The following is a 19,940-nucleotide window of genomic DNA, read 5'->3' as shown; positions in this document are numbered from 1 at the left end:
TCTTGGACAGATAGAACATCAATTGATTCAGTCTTGTACGTAACATAATGCACAATCTATCCTAGTAGTATATAAATGTTATTTCTCTAAATTTAGAGTAGCACTGATGTTATTCCTAGTCAATATGGTAACCATTAAACAATCCTATCGTCGCACAATCAGTTTCTACAATAGTTGCCATTCTTCGTTCATTAACGCCACTATGAGAGAATCAATCCCTCGTAATTCAATAGTAAGTAATAGTACAATCACAGTTTTAAGTGCAAGACATAATTATATAAGTGCATACCCGAAAAATATCTTCAAGCCCATTAATAGGCATTCTCTTAATTTATTAGGTTCACGACCAAACACATTAGTGATCTGAACACATAAAAAAGACTCACAAGTAGGTTTCGATCGTAAACGGTAAATAGTGCGTCATAGAGTAAACAAAAACCGTCAAATGACGGTCCGTTGTGAATTATAGATTAGTCTGTTTTTTACATTCCTCCGGTAGCTTACCTGACCAAGGCAACAAATCTTCAAGAAAAGATAAGTTTGTATCATCTTCATGCTTTGGGATCTCACTCAGTAGATGTTTGAAGTACTGATACGGCTTAAGATTATTGGCCTTAGCAGTCTCAGCAATGCTGTAAGCGATGGCACTCGCTTTAGCACCATTGATCGTGTCAATTAAGTGCCAGTTATGTTTTCCAATGCAAAAGCCTCTTATCACCGATTCCGTAGCATTGTTATCAAGTGGTACATCCCCATGATCAAGAAATACTTTTAAATAGCGCTCTTGATTAAGGCAGTATAAAAGACCTTTGCCCGTTTCAGATTTTTCAGGGACTTCATTAACCTGTGATTTTGTCCATGCAAAGAAGGCCTCCACCTGAGGCTTCACGATGAGATGCCTTTGCCGTACGCGCTCCTCATTTGAGCACTCTGAAAGGTCATTGTCAAGTTTATAGATGGCAGCTATCTGCTTTAAAGCCTCATAGGCTAGGGTGCCTTTGGCTTTTTCTTCGCCTTGGGCTTTCACAACTTCTGCAAAGCGCCTTCGAGCATGACTCCAGCAACCTGCAACCGTCAGATTTTCACGTTCACTTTCCAGCGTGTGATAAACCTGATATCCGTCTGTCACGAGCACCCCAGAGTAATCCTTTAAGAACGTTCGGGGATGGTCTGCCTTTCTGGTTCGCTGGTATTCATACAAGATGATTGGTTGTTTATCGTACATTTTGCCTGTGCGATAGACCCACATATAACTTTTACTTCCTGCAGCTCTGCCATCTTTACTCACTTTCACGGGCGTTTCATCCGCTTGTAGAACAGGACTCTCAAGTAATTCCTGATGCATTCTGTCATAAAGTAAAGAAAGGTATCGCTCACTGCACTGGATCGTCCAGTTTGCCATGTTCTGCCTAGAAATGTTCACATCATGTCGCTTGAATTCTTGCTCCAATCGATAAAGCGGTAGTGCATTGATATACTTGCTGTTAAAGATCGCCGCCTGTAGCGACGGCGTCACGATGCTGTTTCTAAGAAGATCTTTATCGCGTTTCGCACGCACAATGGTCTGATTATCTGCGCCACAATAAACAGCGACGTGGTGTTCTTCCACTTCAAAAGTCGCTGGATGAAAAGCAAGTCTTTTATAAACTTCGTCTGGTAGCCTACGCCATTTGTCACCAAAGATCTCTTTTAGTTCAAGTTCACTCATTTCATGATGGAGGACCTTGATAGGTAAGTCTTTAAGATCTGCTTCGCGTTTTCCCTTTTGCTTTTTGCGCTTAGTCGGTTTTGAATAAACCTCGTCTAGCTCAGGCTCAGTGATCGATTCGTTAGCGTCAACAATGGCTTCAGCTTCGTTGAAGTAAAGCTCCATTTGACCATCTAAAACGATCTTCTCACTCGATCTGCCAAAACGTCGTTGATTGGCCAGGGCGACTTGTTCCAGTAACAAATCGATCTTTTTGTTAAGGACATTCATCTGCTCCTGCTGCATGTCACTGGTTTTCTTTAAGGATTCTGTGATTTCCTGAAGTGCCATGTACATGGTTACGATGGTTTCCTTACTATAGTCAGTTAGTTGTTTTTCGGTCAATTTTTTCTCCATGATTTCACTTTATCACACGGAAGATGCAGTGTACAGAAGGAATGAGCTTGCTTTTAAAATTGTGGAAAAGTTTAAAATTTAACATTTTTAAATCGTTTTATCCACAGGTATTTTGGCTAAATTGCGCGTTTTGGAGAAGATTGATGAACCTTTTTCTTGGGGTCAAGTGTGAGACCTTCTGTCAACCAACGAAATTGTTGTAAGGTAATGTTTCGAGCAGCTTCTTCAGTACGTGGCCACTGGAATTGTCCGTTCTCAAGACGTTTATAGAGCATTAGAAAACCGTCATTTTCCCATACCAGTCCCTTGATTCGATCGGTTCTTCTTCCGCAAAACAGAAAAAGTACATTTTGGAAGGGATTAAGCTGAAACTTCTGCTGAATAAGGGCGCTTAGCCCATCTATTCCACTTCTCAAATCGGTGTAACCACAGACGATATAGATTTGATCAAATCCAGAGGCACTATTAAACATTTCTAAGGCCCCTGAGCACATTTAAGATTAGCTCTTGCGATGTTTGATTTCCAAACTCGATGGTAATTTCACCGAGTTTGATAATAACTTCTGGTTGACCTGTTGAGTTAGCTTTAACATTTTTAACATGACTTAATTCGTTTGTTTTCGGTTGTGATAGCATTGGAACAAAAGAGACCTCACCATTTCTATCATCTTGATCAATGGATTCGACGATAGAGTGACGGATTTTCTTAAGCCAATAATAATAAGATGTTTCTTTTACGTTATTCTGCCGGCACCAATCTCTGATGCCTAATCCACTGGCATTGTGTTCTGAAATGATAGCAACCCACTTATCATAACGATACTGAGCAGTTAATGATTTCACTTTACTGTCCATACGCACAGCTCCTTGATTATAGTTTTTCTAGTACTTGAAAAACTGTTAGAAGTTCTCAAGTTTTTAGAGATTCATATATTCAAGGTTAACATGACAAGTAATTTTAAGACAGGTACTCATTATTTACCGTTTACTTTCGATCTCCCTTGCGAGTCTTTCATATTTCACTCTTTAAACATATAATTATCATATCTTGAATCATGGTCAGTAGTAGATTTTACAATCTAACTATTTTTCCACACTCTTAATTCCGATTTTAATATTAGCCGAGATTTTCTCCATAAACTCTTGAAAATTTGTGTTAGCAGTATTAGAATGAAGTACCTGACGATTCCTGATACACGACTTCTCAAGATCTTGCATGGCATTCTTTTCCTCTTCAGTTAATTCAATGCCAGCCATTTGCTTACCTTGGTATTCTTGTTTCTTTCTTTGTAGATCTTCTACTAATTTGCGAGCTTCAGGGTTATGAAAAAGTTCATACTCAGCCTGTTTAAATTCCTTGTATATTTCAGTCAATGCGATTGCTTTACCAAGTTCAATACTCTTTTGCATGAGTTCCTCGTTATCCATTACTATATTCCTCCTTTAAATTACTATAATATTCGTTCAAGTGTAATCCAACAAATATATCTTGTCCATTTATTACCCCTAAAATTTTAAAGGAGAATTTACATTTGAGTTAAACATCGTAAGCCTGCTATGTTTTTAATAAGCATGCTTACGATGTCCAAAGTCGGGGAAGGATACCAATTCCTATTTGTAGACATAGCTAGAATTGGCATCCATCCCCCATTGAATAAGTTTTTAGACTATTTCAGATTATTATAGACTATTTTGCTAAATATCTGAATGAAAACTCTTGTATTAGTCAACACCGAACATATCGATAACAGGCTTTTTGAAGACTGACCATTCATTTGTGTTAGGATCCCACTTCATGTTAACAAAGCAGTGCCAGTTCTCTTCGTCAAGGGTTGGCTTGTCTGTTCTGAAGTAGTATCCAGGCCAACGTGTTTCTTCACGGAAGGTTACAGCGCGCAGGTGAGATTCAGCTTGCCATAATCTGTGTTTGTTTTCCCAAGCTCTCAACAGTTCATAAAGATCTCTAGCAGCTAATTTTTGGGAGTCCTCTTTGAGGAACTCGAACAGTTCTGCTGCACGAGTCAAGGAAGCTGAGTTCATGTTGAAGAATACGTTAGCTCCACCAACATACTCGTCCATGAGTTTTTGTAAACGATACATGAATTGCTTAGGCATAATGTAATTGGGGTTAACTTCAGGATCTGTGCTGAAGCCACTGTGTGCTTCGAAGATTTCGAGCGGCTTGACGATCTCAGCTTTTACAGCTTCGATAACCGCAGGATCAGCTTCAGTCAGTGTGTTGTTCTCTAAGATATATTTGCAGGCAGATTTAGCTGCGATACGACCTTCAGCATGGGTTCCTGACGAGAACTTGTGAGGGCAAGCACCGGTGGCGTCTCCAGCAGCAAAGAGTGCAGGTACTGTGGTCATTTGAGCATAACCCCAGAAATAGTCTGTTCCACCGGAAAGGTCTTCTGGTCCACATACCCAGGCACCGGAAGAACCGGAGTGAGAACTGATGAAGTATGGCTCGGTAGCTGCGATTTCAGAAGATCTAACTTCAGGCTCAACGTTGGTAGCGGCCCAGAGTAAAGCTTGAGCAATCGTCATATCGAGGAAATCTTCCCATGCTTCATTCTCGAGCTCTTTCATCTTTTTCTTGAAGGCTTTAGCATCATCTTCATATTTTTTGGCTAAGTTAGCGATAGCTTCCTCAGTACGCATGTAGAGAGGTCCTTTGCCTTCTTTGATGTCAAGCAAGCCGAGGTGGTTACGGAGGTTAGCAGGAATTGGACGTTGTTTGCCGTATTTGCCCCAGTTATCCAGTTCACTTACACGGGTTTCCATGTAGTTTTCGCCCAATGCATTGGTGGCGCGAGATTTGAAGAGTAAGAACCAAGCTCCAACTGGACCGTAAGCATCTTTAAAACGAATCGGTACGAAACGAACTTCTTGACAGGTCATTTCTGCTCCGGCCTTCATGGTGAAGTACGCCGAAGAACCTGTGGAGAACGGAGGATACCAAGAACGGCCAGCGCCTTCTCCAGTGGATTTAGGTTTGAATACACCAACCGTACCACCCATAGCACAAAGAGTAGCTTTTGCTTTGAAGACATAGATTTTGTTCTCACGAACGCTAAATCCGACTGCTCCTACGCATTTACCATCCTTCAGGAGTGGCTCAGTGATGAAAACTCTCTCATAAATGTTCTCTTCACCTAAAGCATTCTTAGCTGCTTCAGCAACGATAACTTTATAGGATTCTCCACTGATCATTAATTGCCAGCGACCCTCGTGAACATATCCGCCATCTTCATCTTTCCATAAAGGAAGTCCCCATTTTTCAAACATGTGGACGGAGCTATCAACGTGACGCGCAATGTTAGCGACTAAGTCATCACGGGCAATCCCCATCATGTCAGTTTTTACGTATTTAACATAATCTTCTACGGTATTTTTGCCTTTGGCAAGTCCTACATATAGGTTAATAGCAGACAATCCCATTCCGACAGCACCGGAACGTGGCATTGATGCTTTATCAACTAAGGTTACTTTAAGTCCGTGTTTTTTGCCCCAGTAAGCAGCTTCGACAGCTGCGCCACAGGATCCCATTCCGCCTCCAATAATGAGAAGGTCGGTAGTTACTTCTACTGTTTCAAAGTTCATTGGCATTGATTTTAACCTCCCTATTTATTCCCTTATTTCAAGAGCTTACTTTTTATAGGTCCATACTGGCATATGCATTGAAGCAGGTTCGGTATACAGCTCGTGACTGTTAATGTCAGTGGTTACTTCATAACCAGCATCGGGAACTGCGGAACCTTCTTCGGTAGTACGAATTGGGAATTTAAAGCGTTTAGTCATGCCATTACGGAATTTAACAGTCCACATGATGCTGTCGGAACCACGGAGAGGAGTAACCGATGCTCCTAGTGGTACAAAGTCAGCATAGCCGCGAACGTCCATTGCTTGCTGAGGGCAAGCCTTAACACAGCATAGGCACTCCCAGCATTGGCTAGGATCAAGGTTTGTAGCCTTCATTACTTCTTTGTTTAACATCATCAGGTCATTTGGGCATGCATACATGCAAGCTGTTTTGTCTTGCCCTTTACATCCGTCACACTTTTCTGCAATTACAAAACTTGGCATTCGTTTTACCTCCATCATTCATATATTTTTTTGAAATTAAACAAGAGAGATATCTCTCTTGTTTAATTTTCAACCGAACTTAAGCTTACTTTGAAGCGTAGTATTTGAGCAGAATCTTTAAGACTTCTGGACGACTGAAGTTGCCTGGGGGAAGTTCGCCAGCTGCTAACATTGCTCTTAACTTAGTGCCGCTAATTTTCAGATGATCTTCTTTACCGTGCGGGCAGGTTTTTTCTGTAGTCATACCATCGCATTTTGTACAGAACATAGCTGCTGTCACTTTAATAGGCTGGCAGAGAAGCTCGCCTGGTTTGAATAAGTCAAATATTTCTTGTGCCTGATATGCGGAATAATAATCGCCTACACCTGCGTGATCACGACCCACTAGAATGTGGCTGCAACCAAAGTTTTGGCGGAAAATGGAGTGAAGAATAGCTTCGCTAGGTCCTGCATAACGCATTTCCATCGGATAAACTTTCATCACAGCATTTTTCTCATTGAAATAATTTTTCAAGAGAACTTCATAACATTCCAGACGTGTTTCAGCCGGAATATCGCCCTCTTTAAGTTTTCCTACGATTGGGTGAATGAACAGTCCATCACAGATTTCATTTCCCATCTTGCATAGGAATTCATGAGAACGGTGCAACGGATTCCGTGTTTGGAAAGCTGCAACAGTCGCCCAGCCCTTCTCATCAAAGATCGCTCTGGTTTGAGCAGGGGTAGCGTAGTAATCGCCGTATTTAGAAGCGTAGCCGAGTTGGCTAAAGGTTACCAACTCACCACCAACATTGATACTCCCTTGAGCCATAACTTTGACAACACCATCATGGGCAGCATCATCTGTAAAGAAAACAGCTTTGCATTCTTTGACTTTGTCATACTCATATTTATCACTAACCGTTAAGATACCGCAATAAGTATCGGTTTCATCATCCACTAAAGCTACTTCCATGCCTACCTTAAGAGTTTCAGCTTGTTCAGGAGTAACGGATAATGTAATCGGGAGAGGCCATGCTAAACCATTGGTCAAGTGTTTTGTTTCTACAACACTCTCATAATTAGCTTTGTCCATGAACCCTGTCAATGGGCTGAATGCACCCATCCCAATCATTAATAGGTCAGAAGTTTCTCTAGAAGTCATGCGAATCACAGGCAATGTTTTAGCTTTTGCTAAAGCATCTGCTCTTTGTGACTCAGGGAGTAATACCGGTGTTAACTTTCCACCATGCGGTGGTACTAGTTTTGACATCGTCTTATCCTCCTTCAATTAATTTAATAATGATTGCGAGTCTTCTACAGAAACTGGTGTTTATCCTGCTCACTACCAACAATAATTTGCTGGACGATACACTGCATAAACATTGTTTCTGGCATCCCCCCTTTCACTAAATCTTGACCCTTTTTTCACCATATCAGTTATCAGTTAGCTAACCCCAGATCTATAAGCCATAATTATTCCGATCACTTTTAGCATGAGGTTAGCTGAACATCTGATGCTTATTTACTACCTGTTAACTAGGCAGTATATGGTCGTATCTATATTACTTAATTGATTCACAAAGGAATTCGGACATTTCCATGACTTTTAATACATCGCCCTTTTCTAAGCCAGCACAGGCGTCATCGAGCATCGTGATGCAGTAAGGGCAAGCAGTGACTATAACATCGGCATTTTGCTTCACGGCATCATTGATTCGCAATTCGCCGAAGCGCTCGCCAAAGGGTACTTCTGCCCAAATCCGTCCGCCTCCACCTGAACAACAAAGGCTCTTATTCTTAGCTCGATCTAACTCGACAAATTCTACTCCAGGAACTGCTTGGAGAAGTTCTCTTGGGGCATCATAGACCAAATTGTGTCGTCCTAAGTAACAAGGATCATGGAAGGTGATTTTTTTAGCTTGTTCTCCCGGTAAAGAAAGTTTGCCGTCTTTCAAAAGATTACTCAGAAGTTCCGAATAATGCATAACTTCATACTCCCCGCCCAGTTCGGGGTAGTCCGTTTTGAAAGCATATAGACAATGAGGTGAAGTTGTAATGATTTTCTTGACGCCTTTTCCATTGAACAGCTTAATATTTGATTCGGCTAGTTTAGTGAAGAGATCCTCATCCCCGATTTTCCGGATGGTCTCACCACAGCAATTCTCTTCAGCCGTTAGAACTCCAAAACTTACTCCAGCTTGTTGCAAGAGTTTGACTACGCTCTTGGCAATCTTTTGACTGCGTGTGTCATAACACGAAGTACAGCAAACATAGAGCAGATATTCCATGTCTTCTGTATAGGCTGGGACATTCAAGCCTTCTAGCCAGTCCGCTCTCTTTTCTTGAGGTCCAGTCCATGGGTTACCATTAGCGTGAAGACTTCCTGCTACAGGGCGTAAATGTCCAGGCAAGATGCCAGCTCCAACTATGGTATTGCGCATGGAACGTACGTTTTTTATGATTTCAACGCTCCGTGGACAGTTTGACTGACACATGCCACAGGTAACACAGGCAAAAAGAACGTCTTCATCATCGAAACCTTCTAAACCAAGCTGGCCTTGACGTTGCATTTTACGAATGTTAAATGCTTCGCTAAGCTCGCCGGGAACCTGTCGGTAAGGACATAGATTGGTGCAGAGACCGCACTGCATACACCAGTTAAGCGTTTCGGCTCCTGAAGAAATAATATATTCTCTCATCTCCAGAGATATTTCTTTTATTTCATCCATAATGCTGCTCCTTTGCTATCTAATGGGGGACATACCCCCTACTCGGAGTTTAACCTTATCAACTGGGGACATTCCTCCCACCCGGAGTTTAAGGCTTATTTAGAGGTGTATCTATTGGGGACATTCCTCCAAACTAGAGTTTAATCTAATTAGGAGGTGTGTCCCCTTACCTTATTTCCTTAGATCTACTTAGAACCCTTTGTAGGGGTTGGGGCCCAGTTCATTCAGTTTCTCGGCAAAGTCATCTAACATAGCAGGTAACTTGTCGTAATCCGTTATGGAGACTTGATCCATTCGCACTCGAGCAGAGTCGAGATCCAGCCTGTTTAAGGTTTCCGACACTTTTGATAACCTGATTTCGGCTAACTCACTTCCTTTAATGAAGTGGCACTGATAATCATCGCCATGCTTGCAGCCTAGAAGGAAAATTCCATCAATTCCCTGTGACATCGAATCAGCAATCCAAACTAAGCTCAAGGAGCCTAAGCATCTTAGTGGGATAACGCGAACCCAAGCATTATATTTGAGCCGATTAATACCTGCCATATCCAAGGCTGGGTAAGCATCATTTTCACAAGCAAAGATAAGAATTCTTGGTTTTTCTTCATCCTCATCAGGTACTTCAATCGATTTGAGGACGTTACCAATCATAGGTACTGAGTAATTCTTAAAGGAGATAATCCGTTCTGGACAAGCGCCCATGCAGATTCCGCATCGCCGACAACGCGTAGGATTTGGCAACGGATTGAATTTCTCATCTTCGTTAATAGCACCGAAAGGACATTCTACTGTACAGCGTTTGCATTGGGTGCATCTTGACATTGCAAAATCCGGGAAAGACATATCCCCTACACGAGGGTGTACAGCCACACCTTGCGCGCTTGATTCCATACATTGAATAGCCTTTAACGCTGCTCCAGTAGCATCTTCAATCGTAGATAACTCATCCATCGGAGCTCGAACGCTACCTGCAGCATAAATCCCTGTCCGGCGGGTTTCATAAGGGAAGCAGATAAAATGGGAATCTGCATAACCGTATTTTAATGTAGGCATCTCTGGTCCTTGGCGATAGGCCAGATTAAGCAGATTCGACCTGAGAATAAATTCTGGCTTAGGACCATCATCCTCTTTACTGACTTCTTCTGTATCAGCCTTGGCGATATCCTCTCCAAAAGCTGTGGTAGGCACCATACCGTTTGCCAGAACAACCATGTCTACACCTTCGGTTGTGATCGTTTCTCCAGATAGAACATCCGTTGCTTCAATAAGCAGATTCTTTTCGCCATCTTCGGTGATACCATTGATATCTCCTCTGACGAAAATACCTCCATCTTTTTGCACTTGTTGATACAGACGTTCATACTGACCTGATGCTCGCATGTCCTTGTAGAAAATGAAGACATTTGCTTCCGGATTTTGTTCCTTTAGGTAAGTCGCTTGTTTCAAAGACTCCACACAGCATGTTGCAGAGCAGTAGGGCAAGTGTTCCTGATCGCGAGATCCAGCGCATTGGATAAAGGCAATACTCTGCACTTCTTTGCCGTCAGGGCGTACAATTTTACCCTTGGAAGCTAATTCTTCCATTTTTTGACTAGTGATTACGTTTTCATATTTACCGTAACCAAGATAGTCTAGCTTTGTAGGATCATAGGGCACGGCACCTGTAGCAAGAACCACCGAACCGACTCTTTCCTGAACAGTAGTACCATTTTGGTTAATGGAAGCATCGAACATGCCAGGTGCACCAGCGATTTCTAAGATTTCAGCACCAGTGTATACTGTAACATCAGGGTTGGCTTCAACTTGACTAACCAACTCTGCGATATCAACCGCTTCAGGTGTTGTAAAAGGCGCCTTCCGAGGAGCTTGTTTAAATAAGCCATTCATCCATCCACCAAGCACTGGGCTTTTCTCAACTAAAACAGCTTTGTACCCTGCTTTGGCAGCTTCTAACGCCGCTGTCATACCTGTCAAGCCTCCGCCTACTACTAGGAGGGTTTTGACCATATTTTCGCCTTGGTAAGGTACTGGCAGATCGATATGCTTCACCTTAGCAAGACCCATTCTTAGATAATCCTCTGCCATCATCTGGGTATCTTCATCGTTAGCAGGTTGGCTCCAGATGACCTGTTCTCTAAGGTTTACCCTCTCCATAATACATGAAGAGTCAAATTCAAAAACATCGTAATTGACACGTGGGGAGCAAGCAGCTATAAGAAGTGTATTAACACCCTCACTCTCAATGTCACTCTTGATTAGCGCAACCCCTTCCGGTCCACAGAGAAAAGGGTGTGTTTTACATACCGGAACCTTGCCCTCCTTGGTGGCAACCTTGGACAGGCTCTCAATTTTTAGAGATTCTCCGATACTACAGCCAGTACAGATATAAACACCTGTTTTTTTATCCATTGGGCTACCTCCTCACCGTAGATTGAATGGCTTTAAGCGCTGCAGAAGTAGAATCTTTAACCGATGAGGAAACATCCAACGGCTTCTTGACACATCCTGCGCCATAAATTCCAAGTTTGGAAAGAATAAATCCATCCTCATCAATGGCTATTGTCTCAGGTACATTCGAAGTAGCTGGTACCATTCCTGTCGCCAATACAACCATGTCAACGGTTTCCTTCATAATTTCGCCGGTCAACTGATTCTCTACTTGAACGATTAAATCTTTAGTTAGCGGATCCTCAGAGATCTCGCCAACTTTTCCTTTAATCATGGTAATATCATCTTGCACTTTGGTATAAAAATCTTCGTGTTTACCCATCGCCCTGACATCTATATAAAACATATAAACCTTAGAATCTGGATTCATTGCTTTGACGTAGGTGGCTTGCTTGAGTGAAGCCATACAGCAAACTCCAGAACAATAGGGCAGATGATTTTCATCACGGGAACCAGCGCACTGGACAAAAGCAACAGTTTTAACCTCTTTACCGTCCGACGGGCGGACAATTTTGCCAGCCGTAGGGCCATTAGAGGCTGCTAATCTCTCCATAATTACATTGGTAATAACATTTTGATGCTGTCCATAACCATAGTAGTCAACTTTCTTGGCATCATAAGGCTCCCAGCCTGTAGCATAGACAATTGCACCAACATTCAAATTAAAACTTTTAGCTGCCATGTCTAACTCAATGGCATCATATTGGCAGGCGGTTACACACTTTGCGCATTCCGCTCCCAGACAAGCCTTTTCATCAATTACATACTTCATAGGAAAAGCAAACTCATGTGCTTTATAAATTGCCTTCGTTTTATCCAATCCGTAATTAAACTCATTCGATCTCTCAACTGGACATACTTCCGAGCACTTCCCGCAAGCCGTACAACTCTGTTTTACATAACGGGGATTTGATTTAACAGTTACTGTATAATCCCCTTCTACACCGTCAATCTTTTCAATTTCAGCCAAAGTGAAGAATTTGATCCGGGGATTTTGCTTAATCCGTTTAAAGTTAATCTCCAACCCGCAGTTCGGGGGGCACAACTTAGGAAAATACTGGTTCATCTGGGTTACTCTTCCACCTAGATAGGATTTCTGTTCGACCAGATAGACCTCGCTTCCTGCTTCGGAAGCTTCAATAGCGGCTGTAAGTCCGCTTACTCCCCCTCCGACCACTAAAATACTCTTATGCGCCATCCTTCTACCTCCCTTATATGTCAATAAACTCTCGGCGTTCACCGAGGCAGTTGGAACAAGGATTACCTTGTTCTAACCTTATAGCATTCCTTCTACTTTTATGATAGAAGGATAATTGCTTTCGTAGTATTGTTAAGGAAATGGACTGATAAGCGAATATGATTTCTTTCACATATTCAATCAAAAAAATAAGTAACTATAGAATGTATCGAATTAAGACTAGTTTTATATGTTTTACGAAACGTAACTATTTGCACAAAGTATTCCGACAATCTTCTTAAAATTAGATTAGCACTGATGGCATATTAAGTCAATATGCCATCATTAGCATATCCTATGGCCAATTCCATCAAAAGTCCGTCCCGTATCTCTTGAAAACTGCTGAATTCAAGCTTGTCCCTTTGATCATGTCCTTGTTACTATAGCGGGATTTAGTTTGGAATTGTGTATAACCTATGGTTAGCCTATATCTCCACCTAAACTCCCTCAATATGGGTAAGACAACATTTATTACAAAGTCCAATAGTACAAATGAATTTAATGGTGTTCTTCAAAATGTCCGCTATCTGACCATAGTAATTCTGAATAGAGTATGCAAATTCAGCTAAAGGCATTTCAAAGAGTAAAGACCGACACTTTCAACATGGTTCGTCTCAATGTTAAGTTTTTCTCTTTGCAAATACATTTTATACAATACTTGAGTTCCACTGTCTTCTTCCCCTAGTTCCGCTAATTGTTCGTACATTGACTTAGCCAGTTCCAAACCCGGGGTGATCAAACCCATTTTTCGAGCAGATTCCAGAGCAATCGTCATATCCTTAATAAAATGTTTAACATAGAAACCCGGCGCGAAATTGTTCGCTAGCATTCGTGGAGCCAGATTAGTTAATGAAAAACTCCCAGCAGCTCCCGATTCAATACTTTTCAAAACTATTTCGGGATCTAAACCAGACTTTTGAGCATAGGCCATCGCTTCACAAACCCCAACCATATTGGAAGCAATTGCAATCTGATTACACATTTTGGTATGTTGACCAGATCCAGCTTTTCCTTGCAGAATAATATTTTTGCCCACAATTTTGAAAATAGGTACTATAGCATTATAGACTTCTTCATCCCCACCCACCATAATCGCTAAACGTGCTTCTTTGGCACCAATGTCTCCACCAGATACAGGAGCATCTAAAGCGTACATTCCCTTGGCTTTAGCCTCTTCATAAATTTTATTAGCTAACTCAGGATCTGAAGTGGTCATATCCACTAAATAAGTTCCACTTTTGGCATGATTAATTATGCCGTCAACTCCCAGATATACTTCTTCAACATCTTTAGGATAACCTACCATAGAGATGATCACGTTACTCTGGGCCGCCAAATCGGCAACGGTATCTTGCCATATAGCTCCCTTCTGGATTAATTCTTCTGCACTTGCTTTTGTGCGGTTATAAACAACTACTTGATAACCAGCCTTTAAGAGATGACCAACCATACTTTTACCCATAACCCCTGTACCAATAAAACCAATAACCGTATTTCCTAACGCTAACGTCATATGTTCTCCCCCCGTTTGATTCCTATTTCCTAATTATAGCCAATTTCAAGACCATAATCACCCATGAATAAAGGATAGGCAGAATTTAATCCTACCTATCCTTTAATTTCCACGACACAATTTATAGATCAGCTTTCCAGAGACCATGTATATTGCAATATTCTCTAACCTCTACGACATCGTCAGATTTAGCGAGCTTAAAAATAGCTTCAGGCGCCTGGTTGGGTGCGAGTTCTGCTCTAAGTACCTGATCCTTAGTTAGGACTTCGATAAAGCGAATAAAATGTTTCTCTTCCATTGGATGTGCTACACTGCCGACCTTAACTTTAATTCCTTCGCTGACTATCTCAATAACAGGAACATGTTTTTCTAGACTAGCATCTTTAGTCCCTGCTTCAAGTTTATCCATCGGTTTATTACAGCAGACCAAAGCAGTCGCACCCGTATGAACAACTTCAACAACATTGCCACAAATACTACAAACATAAAGCTCTCTAAGGTTTGTCATTAACCATGCCTCCATTTTCAAATTATTTTACCTAATCTAGTATTCTCCAGAAATACTAATTCTCCTCCTTGTAAATATTCTTTTTTTGTAATTAAAGCTATAAATAACAAATCATTGAATGTATCATATTCCTGAACTGGAATATGATACATAGGGTAATTTTACTATAAAACTATTGATTTGCCAGAACAATTAACAGAATATTAAAATTAAACGCTATACTATGACCAATATTTTTACTATAATACTATAAAAAGGGTTCAATTTTGACGCAGGCTAACTAAACGTTACTCGCACTAATTAATAAGGAGGGCAAGTAAATGGACAAAGCCGCGACCACCGAAACACATGTTCCCTGGACAACGCACTATGATCCTGAGGTACCCATCACACTCCAGTATCCTGAAGTCACTCTGGATGAATTATTCCGCCGGAGTGTTGAGAAACATCCCAAGGCAAGCGCCTTAATTTTTTTCGGGAAGGTGATTCGTTACGAGCAATTAGGACGCTATGTCAACCACTTAGCTTCTGCACTGAAGGAAATTGGAATTCAGCAAGGAGACCGGATTGCCCTTTTGTTGCCAAACTGTCCTCAATATGTCATCAGTTATTATGCCATCTTAAGTATTGGGGCCGTGGTCGTTCCGGTCAATCCTCTGAGCACTGAACCAGAACTCCTACATATTTTTCGAGATGGAAAGATCAGTTCTGCAATTTGTCTCGATCTCTTGGCTGGTAGGTTGGAAAACGTCCGAGAAACCTGCCATAACTCGGGCGAACATCATCTTCTCGAACATACTTTTTACACCTCTCTTAATGAATTCATGCCTTATCCCATTAAGTCCCTTTACCCATTTACGCGCAAGTTATCGCCTGAAGCTAAATCCCGCTTACCACGCTGCAATTGGTTAAAAACCTTACTGGAAAGCGAACCAAAACCTTATGTAACAAGGGAATTTGACCTTCTCCGAGATGAAGCCTTACTTATCTATACTGGAGGAACAACTGGCAAACCTAAAGGGGTCATGCTTTCTCACTCTGCCCTAGTCGCCAATGCTACCCAAGGAGCCGCTTGGGTACAAATGAGCGAAAATGATCGTTTGCTTGCCGTCCTCCCAATCTTTCATGGCTTCGGCATGTCAGTCTGTATGAATGCACCCTTGATTTCTGGTGCTTCCTGCGTTCTTATTCCACGCTTCAATATAGATGACATTCTCAAAGGAATACACCGCTATCAAGCGACACTCTTCGCAGGAGTGCCCACGATGTATATTGGCATTATTAACCACCCACGTTTGTCACGCTTTAATCTTTCTTCTCTGCGCGGTTGTTTTGTTGGCGCGGCTCCATTAGCTCCAGAAGTTAAGCGACAGTTTGAAGAACTAACCGACAGTAAACTCATGGAAGGTTATGGCCTTACAGAAGCGGTTACTGCGCTCTGTGCAAATCCCTATCGGGGCATCAACAAAACCGGTAGTATTGGTATGCCTTTTTCGGATGTCAGGATGGCGATTAGAGATATTGAAACCGGAGAGATCGACCTTCCACCCCAAGAATTTGGAGAAATTGTTCTTACGGGCCCCGAAATTATGCTTGGGTACTACAACCGTCCCGAAGAAACAGCTTATGCCATAAGAAATGGTTGGCTCTACACCGGAGATCTGGGCTACATGGACAAAGACGGTTATTTCTATATTGTAGACCGTAAAAAGGATATGATTATTACCGGGGGATTCAATGTATATCCGCGTGAAGTCGAAGATATCCTCTATCAGCACCCGGCTGTAAAAGAGGCCTGCGTTATTGGAATACCAGATGGTTACAAGGGGGAAAGAGTTAAGGCGTTTATCACCTTAAGAGAAGCAGAAACAGTCGAAGAACAAGCCATAATTACCTTTTGTCGGGAGTATCTCCTACCCTATAAAGTACCCCAACAAGTTGAGATTCGCGCCGAACTTCCCATGACAGCTATTGGTAAAATCTTAAAACGCTCCCTGCGTGAGGAAGACCAAACCAGTTCAGCCAGTCCACCTCACACCGATACTCCGCAACAGTCCGAATACGTTCCTGGACAATCCCTAAAAGGCTAACGAGAGGAGTCCCTTAATGTCTGCAATCAATACGAATTCTGATACCAACGATTTACTTGAACTACTCCTGGAAGAATCTACGCTTAAAGGTGCTGGTCGTTTCCAACGTTATCCTCATCGAAAATTCTTCGGTTATTTTTGCTCCTATTTTCCAGAAGAACTTATCCTAGCGGCTGGTCTAGACCCCCTGCGCCTGTTTCCTGATTCCGAAAACTCAACTCCTGCTGAACTCCCAGCTTATAGCTGTTCTTTGGCAAGAGGAACACTCGATATGGAAATCCGAGAGAAATGGCAAGACCTTGTCGGAATCGGGTTTACCCATACCTGTGACACAATGCAATGCCTAAGTGGAATCTGGGCCGCTAGCAGTCGAAGCAAGACTGTCGATCTTGTCCCACCAGTCATGTTAACGGCTCAAGGCGCCGCTCGATACTATCTTGCTGAATTGAATACACTCTTAAAAGAACTAACGAACATAACTCAGCAAGAGATCAATCAACAAGCCATTCAGGACGCCTTGAGGTTATGTACTCAGACTCGTAAATTAGTGACTGAACTTGATGAACTTAGGCCCGGCCTCCCTTCCCCCCTAGTATTTTCCATACTCAGAGCAGGACAGCTTATGCCGCGTTCAGATTACGTTAAAGCCCTTGAGCAATGCCTCCCAACATTAAAAGAAATGGCTTCAGTACCTCACCAGCGGGCGAAAGTCCTGATTAGCAGCGCGGTGTTAGAAAATGATAGCCTTTTCACAATGATTGAAGATTTGGGAGGGAGAGTCGTTGCGGATGATACCTGTACAGGTTATCGCCATTATTCTGGCCTCACCCTAACCGAATCCGATAACCCTCTTGCCGATATAGTAAAGCGTTACTCTGAAATGCCCCCCTGTCCGTGTAAGCACCGCAGTCTAAATGAACGAATCGCCTATCTAACTGAACTTGCTAAGCAACGGCAAGCCCAAGGTGCGATTATCATTATTCGAAAATACTGCGACCCCCATGCTTGGGATGCCGTAACTTTAGCCGAGAATTTCCGTAATAGCGGAATTCGCACTCTAACGCTGGAACTAGAAGGGGCTAATGTGGGGGGACAGGAAAGAACAAGGCTCCAGGCCTTTTTAGAAAGCATAATTGAAGACCCTGGATTGTGAAAGGAGGGGTGATTATGGTGAAACAACGAAATTATCGTCCAATGGTTAGCACTAAAGCTCTGCAAAAAACCATGGGACGTTACTATGCCTTAACTAATTACCATCGCTACTGGGGCAAACCCTTGCATCGCCCCTTAGCGTGGGTCACTAGTGGTGCCCCTGTCGAACTCTTACGCGCTTTTAAAATTCACTCAGCTTACCCAGAGCAATATGCAGCTATTTACAGTGCTCGCCAAGCAACCGTGAGTTTATGTGAAGTAGCTGAAACAGCGGGTTATTCCCAAGACCTCTGCTCTTACGCCCGTTCAAATATTGGAGGAGTTCTTAGACCAGATCTCGCACCTTTGGGAGGGATGCCTAAGCCCGACCTCTTGGTGGCCTGTAATAACATCTGTGGAACCGTACTTAAGTGGTATGAAGTTTTAGCACGGCATTTTAATGTTCCATTACTAGTTCTTGATACTCCGTATCTGACGGGAGAATTGACACCACAGGCTAAAGACTATGTCTTGGAGCAACTAAACTCTATGGCTGCAGAACTGGAAAAAATTACGGGTCGAAAATTAAATCAGAAAAGCCTTGCCAAGCAGATGCGCCTGAGTGCCGAAATCACCTCACTCTGGAAAGAAACCCGACAGTACTGCCAAGCCAGTCCCTCTCCTCTTAATGCGCCCGATCTCTTTATCCACATGGCACCGATCGTTGTGCTGAGAGGATCACAAGCAGGAATTGACTATTACCGCAAGCTGAAAGCAGAAGTTAATGAACGAGTCAACCTCTCCCAGGGCGCTATCAACGATGAACGCATTCGCTTAGTCTGGGACAACATCGCAATTTGGCCTCAATTATTTACCTTTTACAAACTATTTGCTGAAAAAGGGGCATGTTTCGTTACTGACACCTACAGTGGGGGATGGGCGACCGACCACGCTCCGGGTACTCCCATGGAAAGCTTAGCGGCAACCTACACTGAGGTTTTTCTTAATCGTTCCCCCGAGTTCAGAGCCAATCAATTGATTTGTTTGATCAGGGACTACAAGGCCAATGGTTTCGTCATGCATTCCAATCGTTCCTGTAAACCCTATTCATTGGTTCAAGAAGTGATCCGTAGAAAAGTGATGCGTGAAACTGGGGTTCCCGGGCTAATGATCGAAGCAGACATGGCCGACCCAAGAGCATATGCTGAAGAGCCCGTCCGCAATCGGGTTCAGGCTTTCCTGGAAACCTTTGAATAAGGGGGGAATATTATGCAGCAGTATTTTGTAGGCGTAGATATTGGCTCGTTAACCGTTAAAGTAGTCCTCCTTAATAGTCATCAGGAAATTATCGGACAGGCCAAAACCAGAGCAGGCTATAGTGGGCGAGACGTAGCCACCCGTCTCAAAGAACAACTTCTTAACGAATCCGGTTTGAATGAACAATCAGTCAGGGCCACAGTCGCAACGGGTTATGGACGGGTTACCTTTCCCGCGGATCGTGACGTATCGGAAATTACTTGTCAAGCTAAAGGGATCCACCATCTATTTCCTAGTGCTCGCACCATTATAGACATAGGCGGACAAGATAGCAAAGTCATAAAATTACTCTCCAATGGTAAAGTTGCTGACTTTGCCATGAATGATAAATGTGCAGCTGGCACTGGTCGATTTTTAGAAGTAATGGCCTCAGCCCTCGAAGTAGAATGGCAGGATATTGGAGAGATAGTCTCTTCCTCAAAAAACCCAACCAAAATCTCCTCCTTTTGCACGGTCTTTGCCGAATCCGAAGTCATTTCCCAGGTTTCTGCAGGAGCACCTAAATCGGACATTCTAGCCGGTGTCTGCGATTCTGTAGCCAGCCGAGTTGCTTCAATGACTCGACGAACCGGATTGGAGCCCGATATTGTGTTCACTGGAGGAGTAGCCCATAACCAAGGAGTCGTACACGCCCTGGCTATGCAGCTAGGTTATCCCCTGCTTGTATCCCAGGAACCGGTCATTACTGCCGCTTTGGGTGCAGCATTACTTGCTCAGGAGCTCCATAAAGTTAAATAATAAAGTGTAATAAAGTCAACTCAAATAATCGAGGTTTACATTCAGTGTTGCCGC

The 19,940-nt window shown here is 42.7% G+C and carries 16 protein-coding genes; 4 read left to right on the top strand and 12 right to left on the bottom strand.

What is annotated here, in order from left to right:
- Window positions 1-463: 463 nt before the first annotated feature.
- The 12 genes from tnpC to ACYQ3Q_RS26245 form a co-directional block, all read right to left on the bottom strand.
- On the bottom strand, window positions 464-2,104 hold the full coding sequence (gene tnpC / locus ACYQ3Q_RS26300) for an IS66 family transposase (RefSeq protein ID WP_459929447.1): 1,641 nt from the start codon (window positions 2,102-2,104) through the stop codon (window positions 464-466).
- Window positions 2,105-2,220: 116 nt separating this feature from the next.
- Window positions 2,221-2,577 carry an IS66 family insertion sequence element accessory protein TnpB gene (gene tnpB / locus ACYQ3Q_RS26295; RefSeq protein ID WP_459929448.1) on the bottom strand — a complete coding sequence of 119 codons (357 nt, stop codon included), beginning with the start codon at window positions 2,575-2,577 and terminating at the stop codon, window positions 2,221-2,223.
- On the bottom strand, window positions 2,570-2,959 hold the full coding sequence (tnpA, locus tag ACYQ3Q_RS26290) for an IS66 family insertion sequence element accessory protein TnpA (protein WP_459929449.1): 390 nt from the start codon (window positions 2,957-2,959) through the stop codon (window positions 2,570-2,572). Before tnpA ends, tnpB begins: the two co-directional genes overlap by 8 nt.
- Window positions 2,960-3,187: 228 nt before the next feature.
- Window positions 3,188-3,532 carry a YlbF/YmcA family competence regulator gene (locus tag ACYQ3Q_RS26285; protein WP_459931374.1) on the bottom strand — a complete coding sequence of 115 codons (345 nt, stop codon included), beginning with the start codon at window positions 3,530-3,532 and terminating at the stop codon, window positions 3,188-3,190.
- A gap of 294 nt (window positions 3,533-3,826) precedes the next feature.
- Window positions 3,827-5,716 (bottom strand): adenylyl-sulfate reductase subunit alpha, encoded by a 1,890-nt coding sequence (gene aprA / locus ACYQ3Q_RS26280; RefSeq protein WP_459931373.1) that lies wholly within the window; start codon window positions 5,714-5,716, stop codon window positions 3,827-3,829.
- 39 nt (window positions 5,717-5,755) lie between these two features.
- The gene (aprB, locus tag ACYQ3Q_RS26275; protein WP_459931372.1) at window positions 5,756-6,193 is read right to left on the bottom strand and encodes an adenylyl-sulfate reductase subunit beta; all 438 of its coding nucleotides are present in this window, start codon (window positions 6,191-6,193) and stop codon (window positions 5,756-5,758) included.
- Between the two features lie 85 nt (window positions 6,194-6,278).
- Entirely contained in the window at window positions 6,279-7,445 is a 1,167-nt protein-coding gene (sat, locus tag ACYQ3Q_RS26270; protein WP_459931371.1) for a sulfate adenylyltransferase, read from the bottom strand.
- A gap of 292 nt (window positions 7,446-7,737) precedes the next feature.
- A complete protein-coding gene (locus tag ACYQ3Q_RS26265; protein WP_459931370.1) occupies window positions 7,738-8,904 on the bottom strand; it encodes a (Fe-S)-binding protein in 1,167 nt (388 codons plus the stop codon).
- A 189-nt stretch (window positions 8,905-9,093) separates the two neighbouring features.
- Window positions 9,094-11,313, bottom strand: coding sequence for a hydrogenase iron-sulfur subunit (locus tag ACYQ3Q_RS26260; RefSeq protein ID WP_459931369.1), 2,220 nt, complete (start codon window positions 11,311-11,313; stop codon window positions 9,094-9,096).
- A gap of 4 nt (window positions 11,314-11,317) precedes the next feature.
- Entirely contained in the window at window positions 11,318-12,550 is a 1,233-nt protein-coding gene (locus tag ACYQ3Q_RS26255) for an FAD-dependent oxidoreductase (protein ID WP_459931368.1), read from the bottom strand.
- Window positions 12,551-13,154: 604 nt separating this feature from the next.
- On the bottom strand, window positions 13,155-14,102 hold the full coding sequence (locus ACYQ3Q_RS26250) for an NAD(P)-dependent oxidoreductase (RefSeq protein WP_459931367.1): 948 nt from the start codon (window positions 14,100-14,102) through the stop codon (window positions 13,155-13,157).
- 121 nt (window positions 14,103-14,223) lie between these two features.
- The gene (locus ACYQ3Q_RS26245) at window positions 14,224-14,610 is read right to left on the bottom strand and encodes a desulfoferrodoxin (RefSeq protein WP_034141692.1); all 387 of its coding nucleotides are present in this window, start codon (window positions 14,608-14,610) and stop codon (window positions 14,224-14,226) included.
- A 320-nt stretch (window positions 14,611-14,930) separates the two neighbouring features.
- On the opposite strand from ACYQ3Q_RS26245, the gene ACYQ3Q_RS26240 reads away from it, so the two are divergent.
- The 4 genes from ACYQ3Q_RS26240 to ACYQ3Q_RS26225 are packed head-to-tail and all read left to right on the top strand — an operon-like array spanning window position 14,931 to window position 19,886.
- Window positions 14,931-16,700: a long-chain-fatty-acid--CoA ligase gene (locus ACYQ3Q_RS26240; RefSeq protein WP_459931366.1), complete on the top strand. Its 1,770-nt coding sequence runs from the start codon at window positions 14,931-14,933 to the stop codon at window positions 16,698-16,700.
- 16 nt (window positions 16,701-16,716) lie between these two features.
- On the top strand, window positions 16,717-17,853 hold the full coding sequence (locus ACYQ3Q_RS26235) for a 2-hydroxyacyl-CoA dehydratase subunit D (protein WP_459931365.1): 1,137 nt from the start codon (window positions 16,717-16,719) through the stop codon (window positions 17,851-17,853).
- A gap of 14 nt (window positions 17,854-17,867) precedes the next feature.
- A complete protein-coding gene (locus tag ACYQ3Q_RS26230; protein WP_459931364.1) occupies window positions 17,868-19,088 on the top strand; it encodes a 2-hydroxyacyl-CoA dehydratase subunit D in 1,221 nt (406 codons plus the stop codon).
- Window positions 19,089-19,100: 12 nt separating this feature from the next.
- The gene (locus ACYQ3Q_RS26225) at window positions 19,101-19,886 is read left to right on the top strand and encodes an acyl-CoA dehydratase activase (RefSeq protein WP_459931363.1); all 786 of its coding nucleotides are present in this window, start codon (window positions 19,101-19,103) and stop codon (window positions 19,884-19,886) included.
- Window positions 19,887-19,940: the final 54 nt, after the last annotated feature.

This window comes from Desulfosporosinus burensis (assembly GCF_054657535.1).
The sequence above is the reverse complement of the archived record's forward strand: the minus strand, read 5'-3'. Positions and strand labels throughout refer to the sequence as shown.

Coding starts and splice junctions, on each gene's coding strand:
- ACYQ3Q_RS26250 (WP_459931367.1), bottom strand. CDS start 14,102: ATGACGTTAGCGTTAGGAAATACGGTTATTGGTTTTATTGGTACAGGG.
- aprB (WP_459931372.1), bottom strand. CDS start 6,193: ATGCCAAGTTTTGTAATTGCAGAAAAGTGTGACGGATGTAAAGGGCAA.
- ACYQ3Q_RS26265 (WP_459931370.1), bottom strand. CDS start 8,904: ATGGATGAAATAAAAGAAATATCTCTGGAGATGAGAGAATATATTATT.
- ACYQ3Q_RS26285 (WP_459931374.1), bottom strand. CDS start 3,532: ATGGATAACGAGGAACTCATGCAAAAGAGTATTGAACTTGGTAAAGCA.
- ACYQ3Q_RS26260 (WP_459931369.1), bottom strand. CDS start 11,313: ATGGATAAAAAAACAGGTGTTTATATCTGTACTGGCTGTAGTATCGGA.
- aprA (WP_459931373.1), bottom strand. CDS start 5,716: ATGCCAATGAACTTTGAAACAGTAGAAGTAACTACCGACCTTCTCATT.
- tnpB (WP_459929448.1), bottom strand. CDS start 2,577: ATGTTTAATAGTGCCTCTGGATTTGATCAAATCTATATCGTCTGTGGT.
- ACYQ3Q_RS26255 (WP_459931368.1), bottom strand. CDS start 12,550: ATGGCGCATAAGAGTATTTTAGTGGTCGGAGGGGGAGTAAGCGGACTT.
- ACYQ3Q_RS26245 (WP_034141692.1), bottom strand. CDS start 14,610: ATGACAAACCTTAGAGAGCTTTATGTTTGTAGTATTTGTGGCAATGTT.
- ACYQ3Q_RS26225 (WP_459931363.1), top strand. CDS start 19,101: ATGCAGCAGTATTTTGTAGGCGTAGATATTGGCTCGTTAACCGTTAAA.
- tnpC (WP_459929447.1), bottom strand. CDS start 2,104: ATGGAGAAAAAATTGACCGAAAAACAACTAACTGACTATAGTAAGGAA.
- ACYQ3Q_RS26230 (WP_459931364.1), top strand. CDS start 17,868: ATGGTGAAACAACGAAATTATCGTCCAATGGTTAGCACTAAAGCTCTG.
- tnpA (WP_459929449.1), bottom strand. CDS start 2,959: ATGGACAGTAAAGTGAAATCATTAACTGCTCAGTATCGTTATGATAAG.
- ACYQ3Q_RS26235 (WP_459931365.1), top strand. CDS start 16,717: ATGTCTGCAATCAATACGAATTCTGATACCAACGATTTACTTGAACTA.
- ACYQ3Q_RS26240 (WP_459931366.1), top strand. CDS start 14,931: ATGGACAAAGCCGCGACCACCGAAACACATGTTCCCTGGACAACGCAC.
- sat (WP_459931371.1), bottom strand. CDS start 7,445: ATGTCAAAACTAGTACCACCGCATGGTGGAAAGTTAACACCGGTATTA.